General features: G+C 36.5%; 19 protein-coding genes. 13 read left to right on the top strand and 6 right to left on the bottom strand.

Annotation, left to right across the window (positions count from 1 at the left end; genetic code table 11):
* Nucleotides 1-312: IS1/IS1595 family N-terminal zinc-binding domain-containing protein (locus H592_RS23955; RefSeq protein WP_028868620.1), on the bottom strand; the 312-nt coding region annotated here is incomplete at its 3' end.
* A gap of 21 nt (nt 313-333) precedes the next feature.
* Here H592_RS23955 and H592_RS24885 point away from each other — a divergent pair.
* Complete coding sequence (locus H592_RS24885; protein ID WP_084296258.1) at nt 334-468, top strand: DUF2474 domain-containing protein; 135 nt, start codon at nt 334-336, stop codon at nt 466-468.
* 726 nt (nt 469-1,194) lie between these two features.
* Nucleotides 1,195-3,513, top strand: a complete 2,319-nt coding sequence (locus tag H592_RS0109790; protein ID WP_028868619.1) for a putative bifunctional diguanylate cyclase/phosphodiesterase — start codon at nt 1,195-1,197, stop codon at nt 3,511-3,513.
* A 149-nt stretch (nt 3,514-3,662) separates the two neighbouring features.
* Here H592_RS0109790 and H592_RS0109785 read toward each other — a convergent pair whose 3' ends face one another.
* The 4 genes from H592_RS0109785 to H592_RS23265 form a co-directional block, all read right to left on the bottom strand.
* Entirely contained in the window at nt 3,663-4,481 is an 819-nt protein-coding gene (locus H592_RS0109785; protein WP_028868618.1) for a TIGR01459 family HAD-type hydrolase, read from the bottom strand.
* 301 nt (nt 4,482-4,782) lie between these two features.
* Nucleotides 4,783-4,971 (bottom strand): YgaP family membrane protein, encoded by a 189-nt coding sequence (locus H592_RS0109780; RefSeq protein WP_028868617.1) that lies wholly within the window; start codon nt 4,969-4,971, stop codon nt 4,783-4,785.
* A 163-nt stretch (nt 4,972-5,134) separates the two neighbouring features.
* The gene (locus H592_RS21975; protein ID WP_084296257.1) at nt 5,135-5,737 is read right to left on the bottom strand and encodes a Crp/Fnr family transcriptional regulator; all 603 of its coding nucleotides are present in this window, start codon (nt 5,735-5,737) and stop codon (nt 5,135-5,137) included.
* Between the two features lie 347 nt (nt 5,738-6,084).
* Nucleotides 6,085-8,472 (bottom strand): AsmA family protein, encoded by a 2,388-nt coding sequence (locus H592_RS23265; RefSeq protein ID WP_028868616.1) that lies wholly within the window; start codon nt 8,470-8,472, stop codon nt 6,085-6,087.
* 511 nt (nt 8,473-8,983) lie between these two features.
* Between H592_RS23265 and H592_RS0109765 the strand changes: the two genes are divergently transcribed.
* Nucleotides 8,984-10,090, top strand: coding sequence for an endonuclease/exonuclease/phosphatase family protein (locus tag H592_RS0109765; RefSeq protein ID WP_245600401.1), 1,107 nt, complete (start codon nt 8,984-8,986; stop codon nt 10,088-10,090).
* A 56-nt stretch (nt 10,091-10,146) separates the two neighbouring features.
* Nucleotides 10,147-10,839, top strand: coding sequence for a LysE family translocator (locus H592_RS0109760; RefSeq protein WP_028868614.1), 693 nt, complete (start codon nt 10,147-10,149; stop codon nt 10,837-10,839).
* Nucleotides 10,840-11,058: 219 nt separating this feature from the next.
* On the opposite strand, the gene suhB is transcribed toward H592_RS0109760, so the two are convergent.
* Complete coding sequence (gene suhB, locus H592_RS0109755; protein ID WP_028868613.1) at nt 11,059-11,847, bottom strand: inositol-1-monophosphatase; 789 nt, start codon at nt 11,845-11,847, stop codon at nt 11,059-11,061.
* Nucleotides 11,848-12,061: 214 nt separating this feature from the next.
* Here suhB and trmJ point away from each other — a divergent pair, with 214 nt between their 5' ends.
* The 9 genes from trmJ to iscX all read left to right on the top strand — a co-directional run bounded on the left by trmJ (nt 12,062) and on the right by iscX (nt 18,616).
* Complete coding sequence (gene trmJ / locus H592_RS0109750) at nt 12,062-12,820, top strand: tRNA (cytosine(32)/uridine(32)-2'-O)-methyltransferase TrmJ (RefSeq protein WP_028868612.1); 759 nt, start codon at nt 12,062-12,064, stop codon at nt 12,818-12,820.
* Between the two features lie 121 nt (nt 12,821-12,941).
* Entirely contained in the window at nt 12,942-13,418 is a 477-nt protein-coding gene (iscR, locus tag H592_RS0109745) for a Fe-S cluster assembly transcriptional regulator IscR (protein WP_028868611.1), read from the top strand.
* A 17-nt stretch (nt 13,419-13,435) separates the two neighbouring features.
* Nucleotides 13,436-14,650 (top strand): IscS subfamily cysteine desulfurase, encoded by a 1,215-nt coding sequence (locus tag H592_RS0109740; RefSeq protein WP_028868610.1) that lies wholly within the window; start codon nt 13,436-13,438, stop codon nt 14,648-14,650.
* Between the two features lie 46 nt (nt 14,651-14,696).
* Entirely contained in the window at nt 14,697-15,077 is a 381-nt protein-coding gene (iscU, locus tag H592_RS0109735; RefSeq protein ID WP_028868609.1) for a Fe-S cluster assembly scaffold IscU, read from the top strand.
* Between the two features lie 70 nt (nt 15,078-15,147).
* Nucleotides 15,148-15,471 (top strand): iron-sulfur cluster assembly protein IscA, encoded by a 324-nt coding sequence (gene iscA, locus H592_RS0109730; RefSeq protein WP_028868608.1) that lies wholly within the window; start codon nt 15,148-15,150, stop codon nt 15,469-15,471.
* A 90-nt stretch (nt 15,472-15,561) separates the two neighbouring features.
* Nucleotides 15,562-16,071, top strand: coding sequence for a co-chaperone HscB (hscB, locus tag H592_RS0109725; RefSeq protein WP_028868607.1), 510 nt, complete (start codon nt 15,562-15,564; stop codon nt 16,069-16,071).
* A 32-nt stretch (nt 16,072-16,103) separates the two neighbouring features.
* Nucleotides 16,104-17,972, top strand: a complete 1,869-nt coding sequence (hscA, locus tag H592_RS0109720) for a Fe-S protein assembly chaperone HscA (protein ID WP_028868606.1) — start codon at nt 16,104-16,106, stop codon at nt 17,970-17,972.
* A 31-nt stretch (nt 17,973-18,003) separates the two neighbouring features.
* Nucleotides 18,004-18,342 (top strand): ISC system 2Fe-2S type ferredoxin, encoded by a 339-nt coding sequence (fdx, locus tag H592_RS0109715; RefSeq protein ID WP_028868605.1) that lies wholly within the window; start codon nt 18,004-18,006, stop codon nt 18,340-18,342.
* Between the two features lie 73 nt (nt 18,343-18,415).
* A complete protein-coding gene (gene iscX / locus H592_RS0109710; RefSeq protein WP_028868604.1) occupies nt 18,416-18,616 on the top strand; it encodes a Fe-S cluster assembly protein IscX in 201 nt (66 codons plus the stop codon).
* Nucleotides 18,617-18,673 lie beyond the last annotated feature (57 nt).

Below are 18,673 nucleotides of genomic sequence, written 5' to 3'. Positions count from 1 at the left end.
ATACTCTTCCCATAGGTGACATTTTCTTAATCTAGCTAAGGGTGTTTTTGTCTTAATATTAAAAGTCTTAGCGCAATGGTTACATCGATATCTTTGTGTTTCTCCTGACTTCCCCCACTTTCTTAAATGCGTTGAAGTGCAATGAGGGCAAGAAGAGGAGGTATCAAAAATAGGTTGAAATAGTTCATTGGTGGGCATTTCGACTTGAGATGCTCGAATTGATTGATGAACTACCTCTCTTTGCGCTGGTGTCATGGATATAAGTGCTGCAGTTATTTGGTTAAGGTTTTGAACGAACGATTTAGTATTCATAGTCTTTACCTTTAATACGTTATGATCACTTATAAGTATAGACAACAATTAACAGGAACAGAGCCAAAACAGTGGGGTTGGATGGTTATAATTTGGTTCGGCAGTGTACTTGCCCTGAGTGTATTCGCCTATTTACTACGTTTTATTCTGAAGTGATGTGTTATAACGTTTAAGTTTTTAGATGTTCGAAAGTGGTCATTTATAACACAGTCTTCATCATTAATATCAACTTACTGATAAATCTTAATACCATTTTATATTTATTAGTGTTCGTTGTGCTTATTTGTGCCGTGAACGCTAAATCGTCGTTACCACTTACCACTTACCACTTACCACCTATTACTGATTTTTACTGTCTGAATTGCGAATGGTGGATAGTGATGATTATATAAAATAGTAGATAACCTGCTTTTAAAATAATGACTAGTTTTAATCACTATTTGCACCTATTTACCCAATTAACTCAGTGATTTTTAAAAAATTCAACTCCCTCATTTAATTTAGTTGGTTGTTGATTAGTTTTTATATATTATTTATTTAATTTTCAGTCAGATAGGTTTTCTTAGTTTATTACATCGAGGCTGTAGCAACATCAGCGTATTATTAATATTTTTGAAAATAGGCTGAAGCGATCAATTGAAAGTATTTTAGATTTAATATCAATCGCGATGCGTCACTTTTCTCATTGGTATCTGATCACTTATGATATTGATAAGTATGTTGCTTAATAATTTACTTCAACGACCCCAAAAAAATACCACAAAAGGGTGTGTTATTTTATCTTTTTTCTATGTTGTATTATTGTATGTCTTATCTGTTCAATTGACTTGGCTCAGGGTAATATTTTGATAAAAGACTTCAATAAAAGGAAGCTGATCCAGTATGCCTATTAAACTGAAACATCGCACGTTAGAAGATAAAATTCTCTTAGCTATTACTGCTGCTGCAACATTAGTTTTATTCCCTTTTCTTATTACAAGTATATTGGCGCACGATATCGCACATATTGCTGTTGATACTGCAGCCGTTGGTGGTATTTTTTCTGTATTTCTCGGTGTTTGGTTCACCAGTAACATTAAACTTTTTAGTGCTATATTCGCGGTTCTTGCACAAGTTACTATTTTAATTGGTATTTATGTAAAAGGGGCGGGGCTAATTTATTGGCTTTTCCCAATCATTATCGCCAGTTTTTATTTATTACCTATATTTGTTGCCAGTTTATTTAACCTACTTTTGATTACTGTCGCTTGTTTGTTTACCTATGATCAATTTGATAGTTTTACATTGTCTCGTATTGTTGGTGCATTTTTTGTTACCAATTTATTTTCTATGATTTTTTCAATGTTTATGCAAAATAAAAATAAGCAGTTATTAGAAAAAGACAAAATAAGCCAACTTCGCAATAATATTCTTGAGCTGATAGCTGGTTCAAGTAAGTTATCTAAAGTATTGCCAGCAGTGATACATTCTATTGAAAATGAATTACCAGACACTATCTGCAGTATTTTATTGCTCGATAAAACAGGCAAACATTTAACCGTTGGTGCCGCTCCTAGTTTGCCTGACTTTTATACAGGTTTAATTGATGGCTTAGTGATTGGTGATGGAGTTGGTTCAAGTGGAACCGCTGCCTTTACAGGTAAAAGAGTGATTGTTTCTGATGTTGCTACACACCCTTATTGGTTTGCTTGGAAAGCGTTAGCTAAAAAAGCAAATTTGGCGTCGTGTTGGTCTGAGCCGATTATTGGTAATCGAGGAAATGTACTCGGCACTTTCTCTCTCTATCATCGTAAAATATCGACACCCAAAAGCAATGACTTTTTACTTATTGAACAATTTGTTAACCTTGCTCGGATTGCAATAGAACGGGAAAATGCAGATCAAATAATCTGGCAGCAAGCCAATTTTGATAGCTTGACTCATTTATCTAATCGGAATTTATTGCATGAACATTTAACTAATGCGCTTAATAACGCCGAGCGTGAGACAAAGCAACTCGCTATTGCAATGTTAGATCTTGATAAGTTTAAAGATATTAATGATTCCTTAGGACATGGTGTTGGTGATGCAGTTTTGATTGAATGTTCAAAACGTATTAAGGCTTGTATTAGAAAAAATGACATTGCGGCGCGGTTAGGTGGTGATGAGTTTATTATCGTTTTTGTGGGTACAACAACGCCAGAAGGTATAGATAAAATTGCGCAAAAATTATCGAATGTACTGGCTAAACCTCACCTAATTCAGGAAAAAAACATTTTTTGTACCGCGAGCATTGGCCTCGCATTTTATCCAAATGACGCCTTAACAATTGATGCCTTATTGAGGAATGCAGACCAAGCAATGTATCGCGCGAAAACTCAAGGTCGCAATAGTGTTCATTATTTTACTGATAATATGCGTACAGATTTTATGAAACGAATGGAGATCATTCAGGACCTACGCATTGCGGTGATGCAAAACCAATTCTATATGGTGTATCAGCCTATTGTGAATTTGGAAAATAATCAAATTATTAAAGCAGAAGCGCTGATCCGCTGGCAGCACCCCGAGAAAGGCCTAATCTCTCCCCTTGATTTTATTCCTATTGCCGAAGAAATAGGGGTTATTATAGAAATAAGTCAATGGATATTTGAGGAGGTATCAGAGCAAGCAAAGATTTGGCGAAATAAATACTGTAAGGATTTAACAATTAGCATTAATACTTCCCCTGTACAGTTTAAATATGATGGTCAACAAATTAAAGCTTGGGCTGAATCGCTCATTTCTCGAGAAATACCATGTGAAGCTATTGCCATAGAGATCACTGAAAACTTAGTGATGGAAAATCAAGCTGAAGTCGTTGAAGTACTCGATACGGTACGTGAGCATGGTATTGCTGTGTCCATTGATGATTTTGGTACGGGTTATTGTTCTTTTGCTTACCTCAAAAACTATGCCATTGATTATTTGAAAATTGATAAAAGTTTTGTACAAAATATGTCGGCCGATAATAAAGATGTTGCATTATGTGAAGCAATTATAATGATGGCAAAAAAACTGAATATTGAAGTAATAGCGGAAGGTATTGAAACAGAACAACAAAAGCAACTATTGATAAACGCGGGTTGTCTGCTAGGACAAGGTTATTTATTAGCTAAACCCCTTTCACGGGGTGATTTTGAAAAGCTTCTCATTGAACAAAATAATTTGTTTCACGTTTAATCAGGTAGTTTAAATTTTGTAAAAAAAGCTAAGCTTATATAGCCAAGTTTTAAATTGTGCAATTATAGAGTGTTTAATTATAGAATGTTATTGTGGATCACTATCATAACAAGCAACAAATAAGCTGCCTGTCATTATCAATAATTTTATTATTGTTTAAACCAGTCAACATAAAAACTAGGTGTTACTGAATATTCATTACATAATTTTTCGATACTTTGTTGATCACTAATCGCATTTGCATGGATCCCACTGGTGATGAATAAACTACTGATATTAGCTCCATTTGCACCCGCTATATCATGCTCTAAACTATCACCCACTGCGAGCGCATTTTCCCAGCCTCCCGCTAACTCTTTACACATTCTATAAATTTCTTGCTGTGGTTTTCCGTGCCAGTGCACAATTCCCCCCATCTTTTGGTAAGCAGTCGCTATTGTTCCTGGGCAGGTCTTTAAGGTGCCATCGGGTTGCATAGCAACAAGATCTGGGTTACTCACCACTAATTCAAGGTTATGTTGACAAGCCCACTTTAAGTCATCTAAATAAGCTTCTAGGTTACCTCTATCAACCCCGCAACATAATATAAACGAAGCTTCATCTCGTGTTGATTCGGTTAGGCTACAGTCTGCTAGTACACTGTGATTATTATCCCAAGAAAAATATAAAGCTTGTTTACCCAACTGTTTGAATTTGCCTGAAGAAAAGTTATGGCGCATGTGATCGCCAGAAGTTAATACATCAAGATATAAATCACGACTAATGCCTGACTCTTGTAAGCGGCTGTAGGAGAACGTTCCAGTATTACCACTATTTGATAAGATAACGACTTTTTTGTTGTGTGCTTTTAAAAATTTTAATGCGGCAACGGCTTCTGGAAATGCATCTCCACCATTGTGCAGTACTCCCCATTGGTCAAGAATGAAGGTATCAAAACTATCAATTATATCTTTAAGCCCGTTAATCATATTCACTAGATAAGTTCTCCTTGATGTGAAAGTCAATTTAAGTCATTTATTATACCTGTTACCAATCAAAATGCATTGTTCAGTCACGAGCTGAAACTTCAATACGTCTGTACAAGTGCTAAAGGTTTTAGTTTTCGAGGAGGGGAGGGCATTTGTTGCTTGAAAGTGGTGTCGAGACAGATCCCTTTATCTTATCTGTTATTCGTCATTCACTTGTTGGTTTTTATTAGGCTGGTGATTTGGTCGTCTGTATTGGTTATGCAACCGAGATACTATGGCATAACCAAATTTATAAACAGGGTTACTGTTCGTCTTTATCGGTTTTGACGCCTAAGATAGTATAAGCTGGGCAGGTTTTTACTAATGCCGTTACTATCAGCACAATACCAATAGCTCCCCAGTAATTAACGCTGATAATACCCCAAATAATAAGCGCTAAACCTAATACCATTCTTATGGTGCGATCCGTATTGCCGATGTTTTTGTTCATGAGATTACCTCCAGTTGTTTGCTCTTGAGGTATTATTACGCTTCATAACTGGCGGGTATGTAACTATTGTCACATTGCTTTTATACTTATTTTAAATAGATGTTTTTAAATGCTTTTCAAATAAAATGATATATCTAATTGGATAGATTGACTTGCACAAAAGTCAGGATAAAAGCTGCTTACGTAAGACTATTTCACCTCGGTGTAACTCTATCAATTCTTTCTCTTCCAGTTTTTTAAGTAAGCGACTGATCACTTCTCTTGATGAAGCGAGTTCTTGTGCAATCTCTTGGTGAGTTATTTTTAAACGTGGTGCTTGGTTGTGTACAGATAACCAATGTATTAATCGTGTTTGTAATGAATCAAAGGCAAGTTCATCGACTTTTAAAATTAGGTCTGCCATACGTTCGGTTAACATTTTAAAAATGAAAGCTTGCCATATAGGCTCTGTCGTTAACCAATGTTTTAATTGATTTTTGGAGATAACATAACCTTCTGAGTGAACTTGAGTGATTGCAATAGCGGGAAATGCTTTCTCATTAAATAGGCAGGACGTGGTTAATACACAGCTTTCACCAGCATGAACGTTGTAAAGTGTAATATGTCTGCCATCTTCCGCAATACGCATGACTTTCACTTTACCTTTGGTTAATACCACAAGATTATCGCAATGATCTCCTAAGCGACAGACGATTGTATTTTCCTTAATAGCTACCTTTTTGATGGATATTTGTTTGTTTAAAAAGTCGAGTATTGGTGATGTCAAGGAAGCGTCCTTACTACAAAGATAGGTTCTTTATTTATGTTATAGCAATCATATTAATTAATGTAGGCAATTTTACTTGTTAATGTGGGCTATTTCTTTGTTGCAAGCTTCATAAATGTAACAAGCATTAAATAATTTAGGCATTAATCTCTTTTGGTTGATTCGCGGTACAAGGTTAACGCAATTAACTAATTGAAAGGTAGTAATCTAGATTATTTATCCAGATTGATATTATTATGTAATTACTGTTATTTTTTCGTCAGTAACCCTAGAAAAACATTAAAAAAATAGCTGATACAGTTTCCTGTGTCAGCTATTTGTATTTAAGACTTGAAAGGGTAAAAAAGTTAGTTAAATAAACTTTTTAATGTTTTCTCTAAATCTTTTGCTTCTTCTTTTAAGTCACCCTTGGATATTTTTTTACCTGAAAGAATGTCTTTTGCTTTATCTTTGATGACTTGTTCTGCTTTATCTTTTACCGCTTTTTTGGTTGCGTCTATTTGCGCTTTTAATGCGCCTTCAGTATCTAAAGCAAAGGTTGGTTTTGTAAAAGTTCCCTTGATACGCAACGGTATAGAGATGCCATTTAGATCTACATAACTGGTGCTTTCATCTGTTTTCGATAATGGTGTTACACCTAATTTATAGTCAATCGTTTGCTCGATAGTATTGGCAATGCCGGTACCATCTAAACGAATAACGGGTGATAACATGGTCAGTTTTTGATTGTTAGCAATGCCTTTTTCTACAGTAAAGTCACCTAGTAATGAAGCAAAATCTGTTTTCTTAACCAGTTTATCCGGTGCGATTGTTTTACCTTGTATTTTTGCTTTTAAGACACGTATTTCATGAGAAAGGTTAATCCCATATAATTCTCCATCAAGTATTTTAAAGTCACCTTTGGCAACAATACCTTGTTGAATTTTGGTGGCTGTTAAACCTTGCCCACTAGCGACTAAGTTCATATTTGCAGTACCGCTTAATAGATCCACTTGAGCTGTGTCTTTTAATAATTGTATCAAGGTGATATTGCTAATACTGGTTGTGGCTTTATATGTGTTTTTACCGCCACTTTCATCAACCCAAGCATCAATATTTAATGAGCCATCATAAAGTTTTGCTGTTAACGGTTTCAGCGTCGCTCTGCCATCTTTTACGGTTAAGTTATTAGTGATTTTTCCGATTTTAATATCTTGATAAAGTACGCCTGCAATACTTAAATCACCTTTAATATCCAAGGTTTTTAGACTGCTTAAGTCAGGCTCAACTTCTTTTTCTGTGGTTGGTGCTTTTTCACCTGACTTTCTTGCTTCTTCATTTTTGTTGCTTGACTCTGTTGTTGTACTTGAAGCTAAATAGGGATTTAAGTCCCATACGTTACCTTTTAAGTTATAACGGATAACAGGAACCGCTTGTTGGATGAAGCTTAATTCTCCGCCTAACTCGATATCATTAACTGTTGTTTGCAGCTTATTAAGGCTAAGTTTTTGCTTAGCAAGGTCGTAGTTAATTTCACTGCTAATCGTGCTGTTGATTTTTTCTTTACTGATGCTTGGGGCATTTAATTCACTGACCATTTTGAATTGATTAATAATAATTTTTTCAAAATTACTGACATTCATTTGTTTAAATGAAAGATTTACATTGCCCTGTATTTGCTCACCTGTAATTGTATTTTTAAGTTCAAACTTATTTATCGTCGCTGTTTTTTTATTGATATCAGCTGCCAGATTTGTTTGTAAGTTAGTTTCTAATTTATTATTGTCTAGACTACTACCGGTTAAACTGCTGGTCATGATCAGTTTGCCCAGTGTAAGTTGGCTATGGTCTTTAATATTAATATCACTACTGTTGATATAAATATCACCTTCCAAGAATGCCCCTGAAAATTGATTATTAATGGTGATGGCTTTGATATCTAACTGCTTGGTGCCAACTTGGTATTTTAATCCACTTTTAAATTTGGTATTTAGGGTACTACCTGATAATGCGTCAGCAAGTACGTCACTTTCAATGGTTAAATTAGTGAGTTCCACAACATTTAATGCGGCGTCCACAAATAGATCTGTTTCTAATGAAATATCCGCCTCAACTTGTGCATTTTTTAGCGTGCTGTTTAAGCTGAAGTGAGCTGTTTGATCAAAAGCAAACTCGCTCAGTGTCATGCTATTAATGTCAACTTCTTGTGTCTCACCTTTTTGGTGATCAATCACTTTTAATTGCGCATTAGTAATACTCAGCCCAGACAGCACGAATTGTGACAGATCTAACGGATCTGATGGCGCGCTAGGGTCTTGTGTCGATGTTTCTTCTTCTGGTGCGTTAGCCGTGTCTGTTGTTTCTTCAGGTTGTAAGTTATCTAAATTTGATAAGCCATCTTTATTGGTGATCAAGTTAAATTCGACACCATCCAAGATAATTTCGCCAACTTCTAATTTTCCTTTCAATAAAGGTAATACACTGATAGAAATTGCTGTTTCTTTGACGTTTAATAGTGTCTTTTCTGTAAACCCTGGGCTATTGAATAGGGTAATTTGACCACTTTGGAAACCTAATAGAGGATATAAACTCCAACTTAAATCGCCTGTGATGACCAAGTCTCTATTAACTGACTTCTTAACTTGATCTTGAATCTGCTGTTTATAATCATTAGGGTCAATGAAAGTGACAACAATAATGACGATTAATAATAAAAGCGCAATCAAAGCTGCTGCTATCTTTAAAAATAATTTCATTAAACATATCCTCTTGAGGGGAGTGGTATTGATTGAATAAAGCATAGTGTAATGTGTTAAGCCGATATGATCATCATTTGATTATTTATTCGTACTAAACTTGTGCTATTAATGAGCAAATTTTTGTAAATAGTTGCAACCAATAGGTTTTTGTATCGTATTAGTCGGATGTTTTGATAAGGCTTATTTTTAAGTGCAATGTTTTCAGATTGTCATTCTCTTTCTATTTGTCATTCAGTTGTGAGTTATATTGATGCTTATAGCCATTTATATAGCTGCTTAATTTTTGACTATTACTGTGCATTTATTGTTTCAGTATGTGCTTTATCTACCAAGCTCAAAGACTCTTCATGGAAGCTGCAGTATATTTTTCTAAAAAATTTTAAATGCATGAAAATAACACCTTCGACTGTTTTTGCTTACTCTAAGCAGAGGTTATTTATAGCGATTATCGTGAAAGTCATTCACACTGTGCGATACTGGTTCAATGACCATTGATAATGAGGATTTTGTGTCAAATAATTCGGTATTAACACCTAGTATAAATGAAGCCAACTCACTGCTGCCTAATTCTGAGGTAAGTAATGAAGTGGCATATACAAAGATTAAAGTGGCGACCTTTAATCTTTTTAATTATTTAGCACCACCTGATGCTTTCTATGATTTTGATCGCATCTATTCCGTACAACAGTGGCAAAAAAAGCAACAGTGGATAACAACCTATTTAACAACACACCAGCCTGATGTGATTGGCTTTCAGGAGGTTTTTAGTGCTGAGTCATTGCAGGCGTTAGTAAAGGAGGCAGGTTATCAATACTTCGCAGTGATTGATCTGCCTACTGTGATAGATGATTTTATCTATCGTGATCCTGTGGTTGCTTTAGCAAGTAAATTTCCAATCAAAGCTATTTCTAGCGTTGCTGTTGATACTGAACTTGCTTTGCAATTAGGGTTAACAGCTGACTTTAGTTTTAGTCGTAAAGTGTTAAGAGCTACCGTTGAGTTGCCCCATATAGGGGACAGTGATTGTTATGTGGTGCATTTTAAATCAAAACGAGCATCTTGGCAGGCACAAACAGATAAATTAACCTCATTAGAGGGAAATGTGCTTCAGCAGTTTAAAGCACAAGTTGCAGGAGGGTGGGCGTCTTCGGTTCAACGTGGTAGTGAAGCAACACTATTAATGATGAAAATGTTGGAGAGACGTGCGAAAAAAGGGAATGCGATGATATTGATGGGAGACTTTAATAACCCATTAAGTGATGGTATTTTAGCGCACTTAGTAACCCCGAATTTGCTTTTTAATAATGACCAAACGCAGCAAAAGATAGTCAAGTTTTACGCTTTACGAGATGCCTGGGACTTATATAAAGACAATCAGTCAGCTGATGCTAAAGTACTTTTAACGCGTGCTGCCACCCATTATTTTGGGCAAGGCAGTTCAGTGTTAGATTATATTTTATTATCCAGTGAGTTTGATGCTGCTGATCAATCCAGTTATTTTGAAGTCAGTGATTATACCAATACGGACAAACATTTAATTAATCCAAGTTTTGATATCGATGGTGAAAGCACTGACCATGCTGTGGTGAGTATTGCTTTAACATTGCGCCAATAAGCAGCAATAAAGAACTGGGAATTAATGAATGAAAAAAAGAAAGGAATACAATAAAGATGAATGAAGTGTTAGCGTTTAGCTTAGTGGCATTGTTGTTGGTTATTTCACCGGGCCCTAATGGTGTTTTAATACTTAAAACGATAGCAAGCAACCCTAAATCGTCAGCTTTAATTAATGTAGTGGGTATCGCTTGTGCAACATTAATTCATGGAGGATTATCTATCTTTGGGTTATCTGCGTTAGTTATGCAATCCGCTGAATTATTTATGCTAATAAAGTTACTCGGTGCAGCCTACCTTTTTTATATTGGTGTTAAAGCTATTTACACCTCTTTTAATAACAGTAAAAAATTTAACGAGGGAGAAAACATTCAAGTCAGTGCAGAAGCTCTAATGAACGCAGCGGCGAAGTGCCCAGCAGAAAAGAAGCTGGGTGTAATGGGACGTGGATTTATTACTTTTTTTAATGAAGGTTTTTTAACGCAATTACTAAATCCAAAAGTGTCGATGTTTTATTTAGCTGCTTTTCCACAATTCATTGGTTTTGATGAAGCGCATATAAGCACTGCATTTTTGTTTGTTGCTATCCATGCTGTATTTATTATTAGTTGGTTTACTTCATTGATTTTTGTCGTTGATAAGTTAAAAAGTTTGCAGCAACAAAAAGAGTCGTGGTTAAATCGTTGGACACAACGTTTGTCTGGCATTGTGATGATCTATTTTAGTTTATTAATCGTTTCACAACGTTAAACCACAATAAGCAGTGTGCTGTCTAGACTTTGCACACTAAGCCTTGTGTGATAAGTGAACGAGGGGAATTTTTTTTAAAGCAAAGTTAAAGAATTTACTTCTTATGTGGATAACAAATGAATTAATCGCTAGATAGCAAAAAGCCAGAACAATTTGTTCTGGCTTTTTTTAATCTAATGGTTGTTCTTTTGTTTTTTTCAACAAATGAAAGACGATTAATTAAGCATTATGCTTACGAATAACCGTTAACATTTCTTTTAAAAGTTTTGGATTAGCTGCAACAACATCACCTGATTTAAAGTAGTCATTACCACCGTTAAAGTCAGTCATCATTGCGCCTGACTCTTTTAATAATAATTCGCCGGCTGCGATATCCCAAGGTTTTAAACCAAATTCCCAGAAACCGTCCATACGACCTGCAGCAACGTAAGCTAGGTCAAGTGCAGCACTACCGCCACGACGCATATCAGCAACATCCTTAAAGAAATCTTGGAAGATGTTTAAGTATGTTTCTAGGTTGTATTTTTGTTTGAACGGGAAACCTGTTGCTAACAAAGTACCAGCTAATTTTGGCACTGTGCTAGTACGGGTACGGTAGCCGTTGATTTGTGCGCTTTGGCCACGAACTGCTGAGAATAATTCATTGCGGATAGGGTCAAAAACAACGCCGACTTCGGTACGGCCTTTGATTTTTAATGCAATTGAAACGGCAAAATGAGGAATACCGTGAATGAAGTTTGATGTCCCATCTAGTGGGTCAATAATCCATTGGTGATCAGTATCTGCACCGTTATCAATACCTGACTCTTCAGCAATAATACTGTGGTCTGGGTATGATTTACGTAATGTACCAATAATTGCTAATTCAGCTTCTTTATCAACGCTGCTTACATAGTCGTTAAGTGATTTTTCTTCAACTTCAACAGACTCTAAATTTTCATAACCTTTTACAATTACTTTACCCGCATTACGCGCAGCACGAATCGCAATATTTAACATTGGATGCATAGGATCACCATTAGATTTTAAAAGAACATGAAGGGAAATTCCTTCGGCGCGAAATTATACACAGGTCACATAATTGTGCAATATTTTAATTGCTTGAAAATTCATCTATTAAATGCCGTTTTAGTTTAAAATGCCCAGTTACAATGGTTTAGTTGTTATACAAACAGTGCTAAACTTTGCGCTCAAAAAATTTACTCTTCACGAAGGAAAAATGATGCTAGATAACGTTCGCATTATATTAATTGGTACCTCTCACCCTGGCAACATTGGCAGCGCTGCTAGAGCAATGAAAACAATGGGCTTGACTGATTTAGTGTTGATCGATCCTGAATGTGAAGTCGATGGTAAATCGGTTGCTCTTTCAGCTGGAGCCAGCGATGTATTAAAAAATCATAAAGTCTATAAAACACTCGATCAAGGTATTGAAGATTGTGGTTTGGTCGTTGGTGCAAGTGCGCGCCCTAGAACCCTTGATTGGCCTATGTTAGATCCAAGAGAAATGGGTGTTAAAGTTGCGAGTGAAGGAAAAAAACACAAAGTAGCATTAGTCTTTGGCCGCGAAAATAGTGGTTTAACCAACGATGAATTACAAAAGTGTCATTTTCATGTGTTTATTCCTGCAAATCCAGACTATAGCTCACTCAATTTAGCAATGGCCGTGCAAACATTAAGCTATGAAGTGCGAATGGCATTTTTAGCCTCAGAAGCATTTCCTGAGGTTGTCGAGGAGTACCCGAGAGCGGCTGACTTCGAAGGTATGCTAGAACATTTACAAAAAACACTGTTTCAAATTGGCTTTATTGTACCCGCTCATCCGGGCTTGGTGATGGATAAATTACGTCGTCTATTGAATCGTGCTCGTCCTGAAATCAATGAGTTAAGAATGCTTAGAGGTATTTTTAGTAGCATGCAAAAATCCATAGAAAGTGTAGAGAAAGGTGCGCTAAAAGATGAAAGCATCAATAAAAAATAAAACCAACTAAAGTGTAGGGTTTTTTACTTGACTAAATTTGTCAGGTATTTATACTGAGTGTATTAAGTCATTCGTTTTTAACCGATATGGTTGTTAAACACTTATTATAGCGAACTCTACTATGAAATTAACTTCAAAAGGCCGTTATGCGGTCACTGCGATGCTAGATGTTGCAATAAAAGAGCACAATGGCCCTGTACCCCTTGCTGAGATCTCTGAGCGCCAAGGAATATCGCTTTCTTATTTGGAGCAATTATTTTCAAAGCTTAGGCAAAAAGAGCTAGTAAGTAGTGTACGTGGTCCCGGTGGCGGTTATAAGTTGGGCAAAAGCAAATCAGAGATTTCAGTGTCAATGATAATTGATGCAGTAAATGAAAGCGTTGATGTGCGTAAATGCTCAGGTAAAGGTGGTTGTCAAGAAGATGGCGTACAGTGCTTAACGCATTCTTTATGGGAGCAATTAAGTACTAGAATTAGTTCATTTTTAGACGGTATTACATTAGATGAATTAATGGCTAGTGAACATGTACAGCATGTTTCTGAACAACAAAATAATAAATTTACTAATAACGAACTGCTTAATATTATCTCTAAATAAGGGCAGTGGAGAAAAAAATGAAATTACCGATTTATCTTGATTATTCAGCAACAACCCCCGTTGATCCTCGTGTTGTTGAAAAAATGGTGCAGTATTTATCAGTAGATGGTGACTTTGGTAACCCAGCGTCACGTTCTCACCGTTTTGGTTGGCAGGCTGAAGAAGCCGTTGATATTGCTCGTGAGCAAATTGCCGACTTATTAAATGCAGATTCTCGTGAAATAGTTTTCACATCAGGTGCAACTGAATCAAATAACCTTGCAATTAAAGGTGCTGCACATTTTTACCAGAAAAAAGGTAAACATATTATTACTGCTAAAACTGAGCATAAAGCGGTTTTAGATACTTGTCGTCAATTAGAGCGTGAAGGTTTTGAAGTGACTTACCTTGACCCAAAAGAAGATGGCATCGTAACACCTGAACAATTAAAAGAAGCATTACGCGACGACACAGTATTAGTAAGTCTGATGCATGTGAATAACGAAATTGGTGTTATTCAAGATATTGCTGCATTTGGTGAATTATGTCGTGCTAATAAGACTATTTTACACGTTGATGCCGCACAAAGTGCCGGTAAAATTGAAATTGACGTACAAAAAATGAAAGTGGATTTAATCTCTTTCTCTGGTCATAAAATTTACGGCCCTAAAGGTATTGGGGCATTATATGTTAGCCGTAAACCGCGTATTCGTTTAGAAGCACAAATGCACGGTGGTGGACACGAGCGTGGTATGCGTAGTGGCACATTAGCGACGCATCAAATTGTAGCAATGGGGGAAGCATTCCGTATTGCAAAAGAAGAGATGGCAAGCGAAAACGAACGTGTTCTAGCATTACGTAATCGTCTATTAAATGGCGTTAACGATATGGAAGAAGTGTATGTTAATGGTTCGTTAGAAAATCGTGTTGCAGGTAATATTAATATTAGCTTTAACTATGTTGAAGGTGAGTCATTAGTAATGGCACTGAAAGACTTAGCAGTTTCTTCTGGTAGTGCGTGTACTTCTGCGAGTTTAGAGCCTTCATATGTTTTACGTGCAATTGGTCGCGACGACGAATTAGCACATAGTTCAATTCGTTTTAGTATTGGTCGTTTCACTACTGAAGCTGAAATTGATTACGCTATTAAAATTATCCGTGAAAACATCGGCCGTTTACGTGATATGTCGCCATTATGGGATATGTACAAAGAAGGTATCGACATAAACAGTATTGAATGGTCTCATCATTAATCAATACCGACGTAAACACTATTAAAAGAATATAAGGAATACAATCATGGCTTATAGCGAAAAAGTAATCGACCATTATGAAAATCCACGTAACGTTGGTTCATTTGATAAAGATGATAAAAGTGTTGCAACGGGTATGGTTGGCGCACCAGCTTGTGGTGACGTAATGAAGTTACAGCTTAAAATTGATGCGAACGGTATCATCGAAGATGCTAAGTTCAAAACTTACGGTTGTGGTAGTGCAATTGCTTCTAGCTCATTAGTGACTGAATGGGTTAAAGGTAAATCATTAGAAGAAGCTGGAAAAATTTCTAATACTGAAATTTCTGCTGAGCTTGCTTTACCTCCTGTAAAAATTCATTGTTCTATTCTTGCAGAAGATGCAATTAAAGCAGCAATTGAAGATTACAAAAGTAAAAATGCTTAGAAAACATAGCTAAGTGATAGTGTTGTACTATCACTTAGCGTGTTTATGAATTAAATAAACGGAGTCGATTTTGGCTATTACACTGACAGAACCTGCTGCAAAGCATGTATCAAATTTTTTAAAAAACCGTGGTAAAGGCCTAGGCTTACGGATCGGTGTTAAAACTTCAGGCTGTTCTGGAATGGCTTATGTACTTGAGTTTGTAGACGTTCTAAACGACGATGATGAAATGTTCACCGACCACGGTGTTAATATTATTGTTGATAAAAAAAGCTTACTTTATTTAGATGGTACTGAGTTAGATTTTGTTAAAGAAGGTCTTAACGAAGGTTTTGAATTTAATAACCCTAACACTAATGGTGAATGTGGTTGTGGTGAAAGCTTTAGCGTATAAAAACGCAAGTCTCGATATTATTGAAGTCTGACTAATACACCAGTATGGTCGGACTTTATTGTTTTATTATTACCAAGTTAGGAAATCGTTTTGAATTATTTTGAGTTATTTTCTCTACCTGTTGAATTTTCTGTCGATCAAACTCGGTTATCTCAAACTTACCGTGACTTACAAAAACAATTCCATCCAGATAAATTCACAATGCAAGATGATCGTGCACGCCTACAAGCTATGCAAAAAAGCACAGAAATTAATGATGCTTTTCAAACCTTAAAAGACAGTTGCTTGCGAGCCCAGTACCTACTAAAACTGAGTGGCTTAGATATTGAATTAGAACAGCGTACCCTTCAGGATACTGGTTTCTTAATTCAACAAATGGAGTGGCGCGAAAAAGTCGCTAACTTTACCGAAGATGATGAACAAGCAATAGAAGCGTTCAATCAAGAAATCTCTGCTTTAGTTAAAGGTTTAGAAGCAGAAATTGAAACTGCACTACAAGCAGAACAATTAGAAACAACAGCAAACCTTATCCGCAAATTAAAATTCATGCTAAAACTTCAAGTTGAGCTTGAGTTATTAGAAGAAAAATTATTCGATTAGTAATACTCGAAAAATAATAGGATTATCAACGCATGGCATTACTTCAAATTGCAGAACCTGGTCAATCAGCAGCACCTCATCAACATAAACTTGCAGCGGGTATTGATTTAGGTACCACCAATTCATTAGTCGCTACCGTGCGCAGTGGTGAAGCAACAACTCTTAAAGATATTGAGCAGCAAGATATGCTGCCTTCAGTCGTTAACTATGCTTTATCTGCAGAAAATACGCCGCAAGTTTTAGTTGGCAAAAGCGCTTTAGAAAAATCGGTAAGTGATCCTCTTAATACCTTAGTGTCAGCAAAGCGCTTAATGGGTAAGTCTTTGGCTGACCTAGACCAAACACATCTTCCCTATGAATTTTCTGCTCATGAAAGTGGCTTAGCACAAATCAATACCGTATGCGGCCCGATCAATGCTGTGCAAGCATCCTCTGAAATACTTAAAGTTTTGGCACGACGTGCTACAGAATCTTTACAAGGTGATTTGAGTGGGGTGGTTATCACCGTGCCTGCTTATTTTGACGATGCGCAGCGCCAAGGTACAAAAGATGCAGCTCGTTTAGCCGGCTTGCATGTATTACGTTTATTAAATGAGCCAACTGCTGCAGCTATTGCCTACGGGTTAGACTCTGGTAAAGAAGGTCTGATTGCTGTCTATGATCTAGGTGGTGGTACCTTTGATATTTCAATTTTACACTTACATAAAGGTGTTTTCGAGGTGTTAGCTACCGGGGGAGACTCTGCATTAGGTGGCGATGATTTTGATGCTGAAATTGCAAAATGGATCCAAGTACAAGCAGGCATTGAAGGTAAAGTTTCTCCTCAGCTGCAGCAGGAGTTATCAAAAGTTTCTCGTGCAGCTAAACAAGCACTTTCCGATGCAGATCAAGTTGACATTACATTGCAACAAACTGGTTGGACTGGGACGTTAAGCAAAGATATTTTTGAAACATTAATTGCTAAATTAGTTAAGAAAACAGTTCGCGCATGTAAACGTGCATTAAAAGATGCCAATGTTTCGCTTGAAGAAGTGGTCGAAGTGGTCATGGTAGGCGGCTCAACACGAGTACCATTAGTGCGTACAGCGGTTTCTGAGTTCTTTGGTAGAACATTATTAACCAGTATTGATCCCGATAAAGTAGTGGCCATTGGTGCCGCGATTCAAGCTGATATTTTAGTGGGTAACAAGCCTGACTCAGAAATGTTATTACTTGATGTTTTACCGCTATCGTTGGGGTTAGAAACGATGGGGGGATTAGTCGAAAAAGTGATCCCTCGTAATACGACTATACCCGTCGCACGCGCACAGGAATTTACTACCTTCAAAGATGGCCAAACGGCTATGATGATCCACGTATTACAAGGTGAACGAGAATTAGTAAGTGATTGCCGTTCTTTAGCTAAATTTGTATTAACTGATATTCCGCCAATGGCGGCAGGTGCTGCACATATTCGTGTTACGTTCCAAGTCGACGCTGATGGGTTATTAAGTGTCACTGCGATGGAGAAATCATCGGGTGTTCAGGCTTATATCGAAGTGAAGCCAACTTACGGCTTAAGTGATGAGCAGGTAATGACTATGTTGTCTGATTCCATGACATTTGCGGAAAAAGATATTCAAGCTCGTATGTTAGTGGAACAACAGGTTGAAGCTAAACGCGTCGTTGAAAATTTACAAGCTGCAATGAAAAAAGATGGTGAGCAATTACTTAATGATCAAGAGTATGCTCAAATAACGACAGCAATTGACGCACTAATCGTACTCTCTGATGGTGATGATATCGATGCGATTAAAGAAGCAATTAAAGCTATTGATAAATTAACCGACCACTATGCAGAGCGCCGCATGGATGTTTCAATCAAAGCTGCTTTAACGGGTCATACCGTTGACGAAATTTAAGCTAAATTCAATAAATTAGAAAGGTTTTAAGATGCCAAAAGTTATATTTTTACCGCATGAAGAGTTGTGTCCAGAGGGTTTAGTTGTTGAAGCAAAAGATGGCGAAACTATTTTAGATGTGGCTTTAAAAAATAAAATTCATATTGAACATGCCTGTGAAAAATCATGTGCTTGTACAACCTGTCATGTCATTGTGCGTGAAGGTTTTGATTCGTTAGAAGAAAGTGATGAATTAGAAGATGATATGCTAGATAAAGCTTGGGGCCTTGAGCCTGAATCTCGTTTAGGTTGTCAAGCGTGTTTACAAGGTGAAGACTTAGTAGTTGAAATTCCAAAGTATACGGTTAATATCGTGTCGGAAGGGCATTAATTTTTTATCTAATAAATTAAGCTAAAGTTAATGATTAAATTTTTGTTGTCGTATTACTTTTAGGAGCGATTAAATGAACTTAAAATGGATAGACTCTTTAGATATTGCATTAGCGTTAATTGATAAATATCCAGACCAAGATCCGCTAGCAATTCGCTTTACAGATTTACGTGATTGGGTATTAGCATTAGAAGAATTTGATGATGATCCTGAACATTGTAGTGAACGCATTTTAGAAGCAATTCAACTTTGTTGGATTGATGAAAATGATTAATACAATCAATTAATAAACGCGAGCCTAGGCTCGCGTTTTTGTCAATTAAGGAATTTT

Source organism: Psychromonas arctica DSM 14288, assembly GCF_000482725.1.
GTDB lineage: Bacteria > Pseudomonadota > Gammaproteobacteria > Enterobacterales > Psychromonadaceae > Psychromonas > Psychromonas arctica.
Note: the sequence above shows the minus strand (reverse complement) of the source record. Positions and strands in the feature narration are given on the sequence as shown.

Coding starts and splice junctions, on each gene's coding strand:
- suhB (WP_028868613.1), bottom strand. CDS start 11,847: ATGCATCCAATGTTAAATATTGCGATTCGTGCTGCGCGTAATGCGGGT.
- H592_RS23265 (WP_028868616.1), bottom strand. CDS start 8,472: ATGAAATTATTTTTAAAGATAGCAGCAGCTTTGATTGCGCTTTTATTA.
- H592_RS0109760 (WP_028868614.1), top strand. CDS start 10,147: ATGAATGAAGTGTTAGCGTTTAGCTTAGTGGCATTGTTGTTGGTTATT.
- H592_RS24885 (WP_084296258.1), top strand. CDS start 334: ATGATCACTTATAAGTATAGACAACAATTAACAGGAACAGAGCCAAAA.
- iscX (WP_028868604.1), top strand. CDS start 18,416: ATGAACTTAAAATGGATAGACTCTTTAGATATTGCATTAGCGTTAATT.
- trmJ (WP_028868612.1), top strand. CDS start 12,062: ATGCTAGATAACGTTCGCATTATATTAATTGGTACCTCTCACCCTGGC.
- H592_RS0109740 (WP_028868610.1), top strand. CDS start 13,436: ATGAAATTACCGATTTATCTTGATTATTCAGCAACAACCCCCGTTGAT.
- iscU (WP_028868609.1), top strand. CDS start 14,697: ATGGCTTATAGCGAAAAAGTAATCGACCATTATGAAAATCCACGTAAC.
- H592_RS0109780 (WP_028868617.1), bottom strand. CDS start 4,971: ATGAACAAAAACATCGGCAATACGGATCGCACCATAAGAATGGTATTA.
- hscA (WP_028868606.1), top strand. CDS start 16,104: ATGGCATTACTTCAAATTGCAGAACCTGGTCAATCAGCAGCACCTCAT.
- fdx (WP_028868605.1), top strand. CDS start 18,004: ATGCCAAAAGTTATATTTTTACCGCATGAAGAGTTGTGTCCAGAGGGT.
- H592_RS0109790 (WP_028868619.1), top strand. CDS start 1,195: ATGCCTATTAAACTGAAACATCGCACGTTAGAAGATAAAATTCTCTTA.
- H592_RS0109785 (WP_028868618.1), bottom strand. CDS start 4,481: ATGATTAACGGGCTTAAAGATATAATTGATAGTTTTGATACCTTCATT.
- iscR (WP_028868611.1), top strand. CDS start 12,942: ATGAAATTAACTTCAAAAGGCCGTTATGCGGTCACTGCGATGCTAGAT.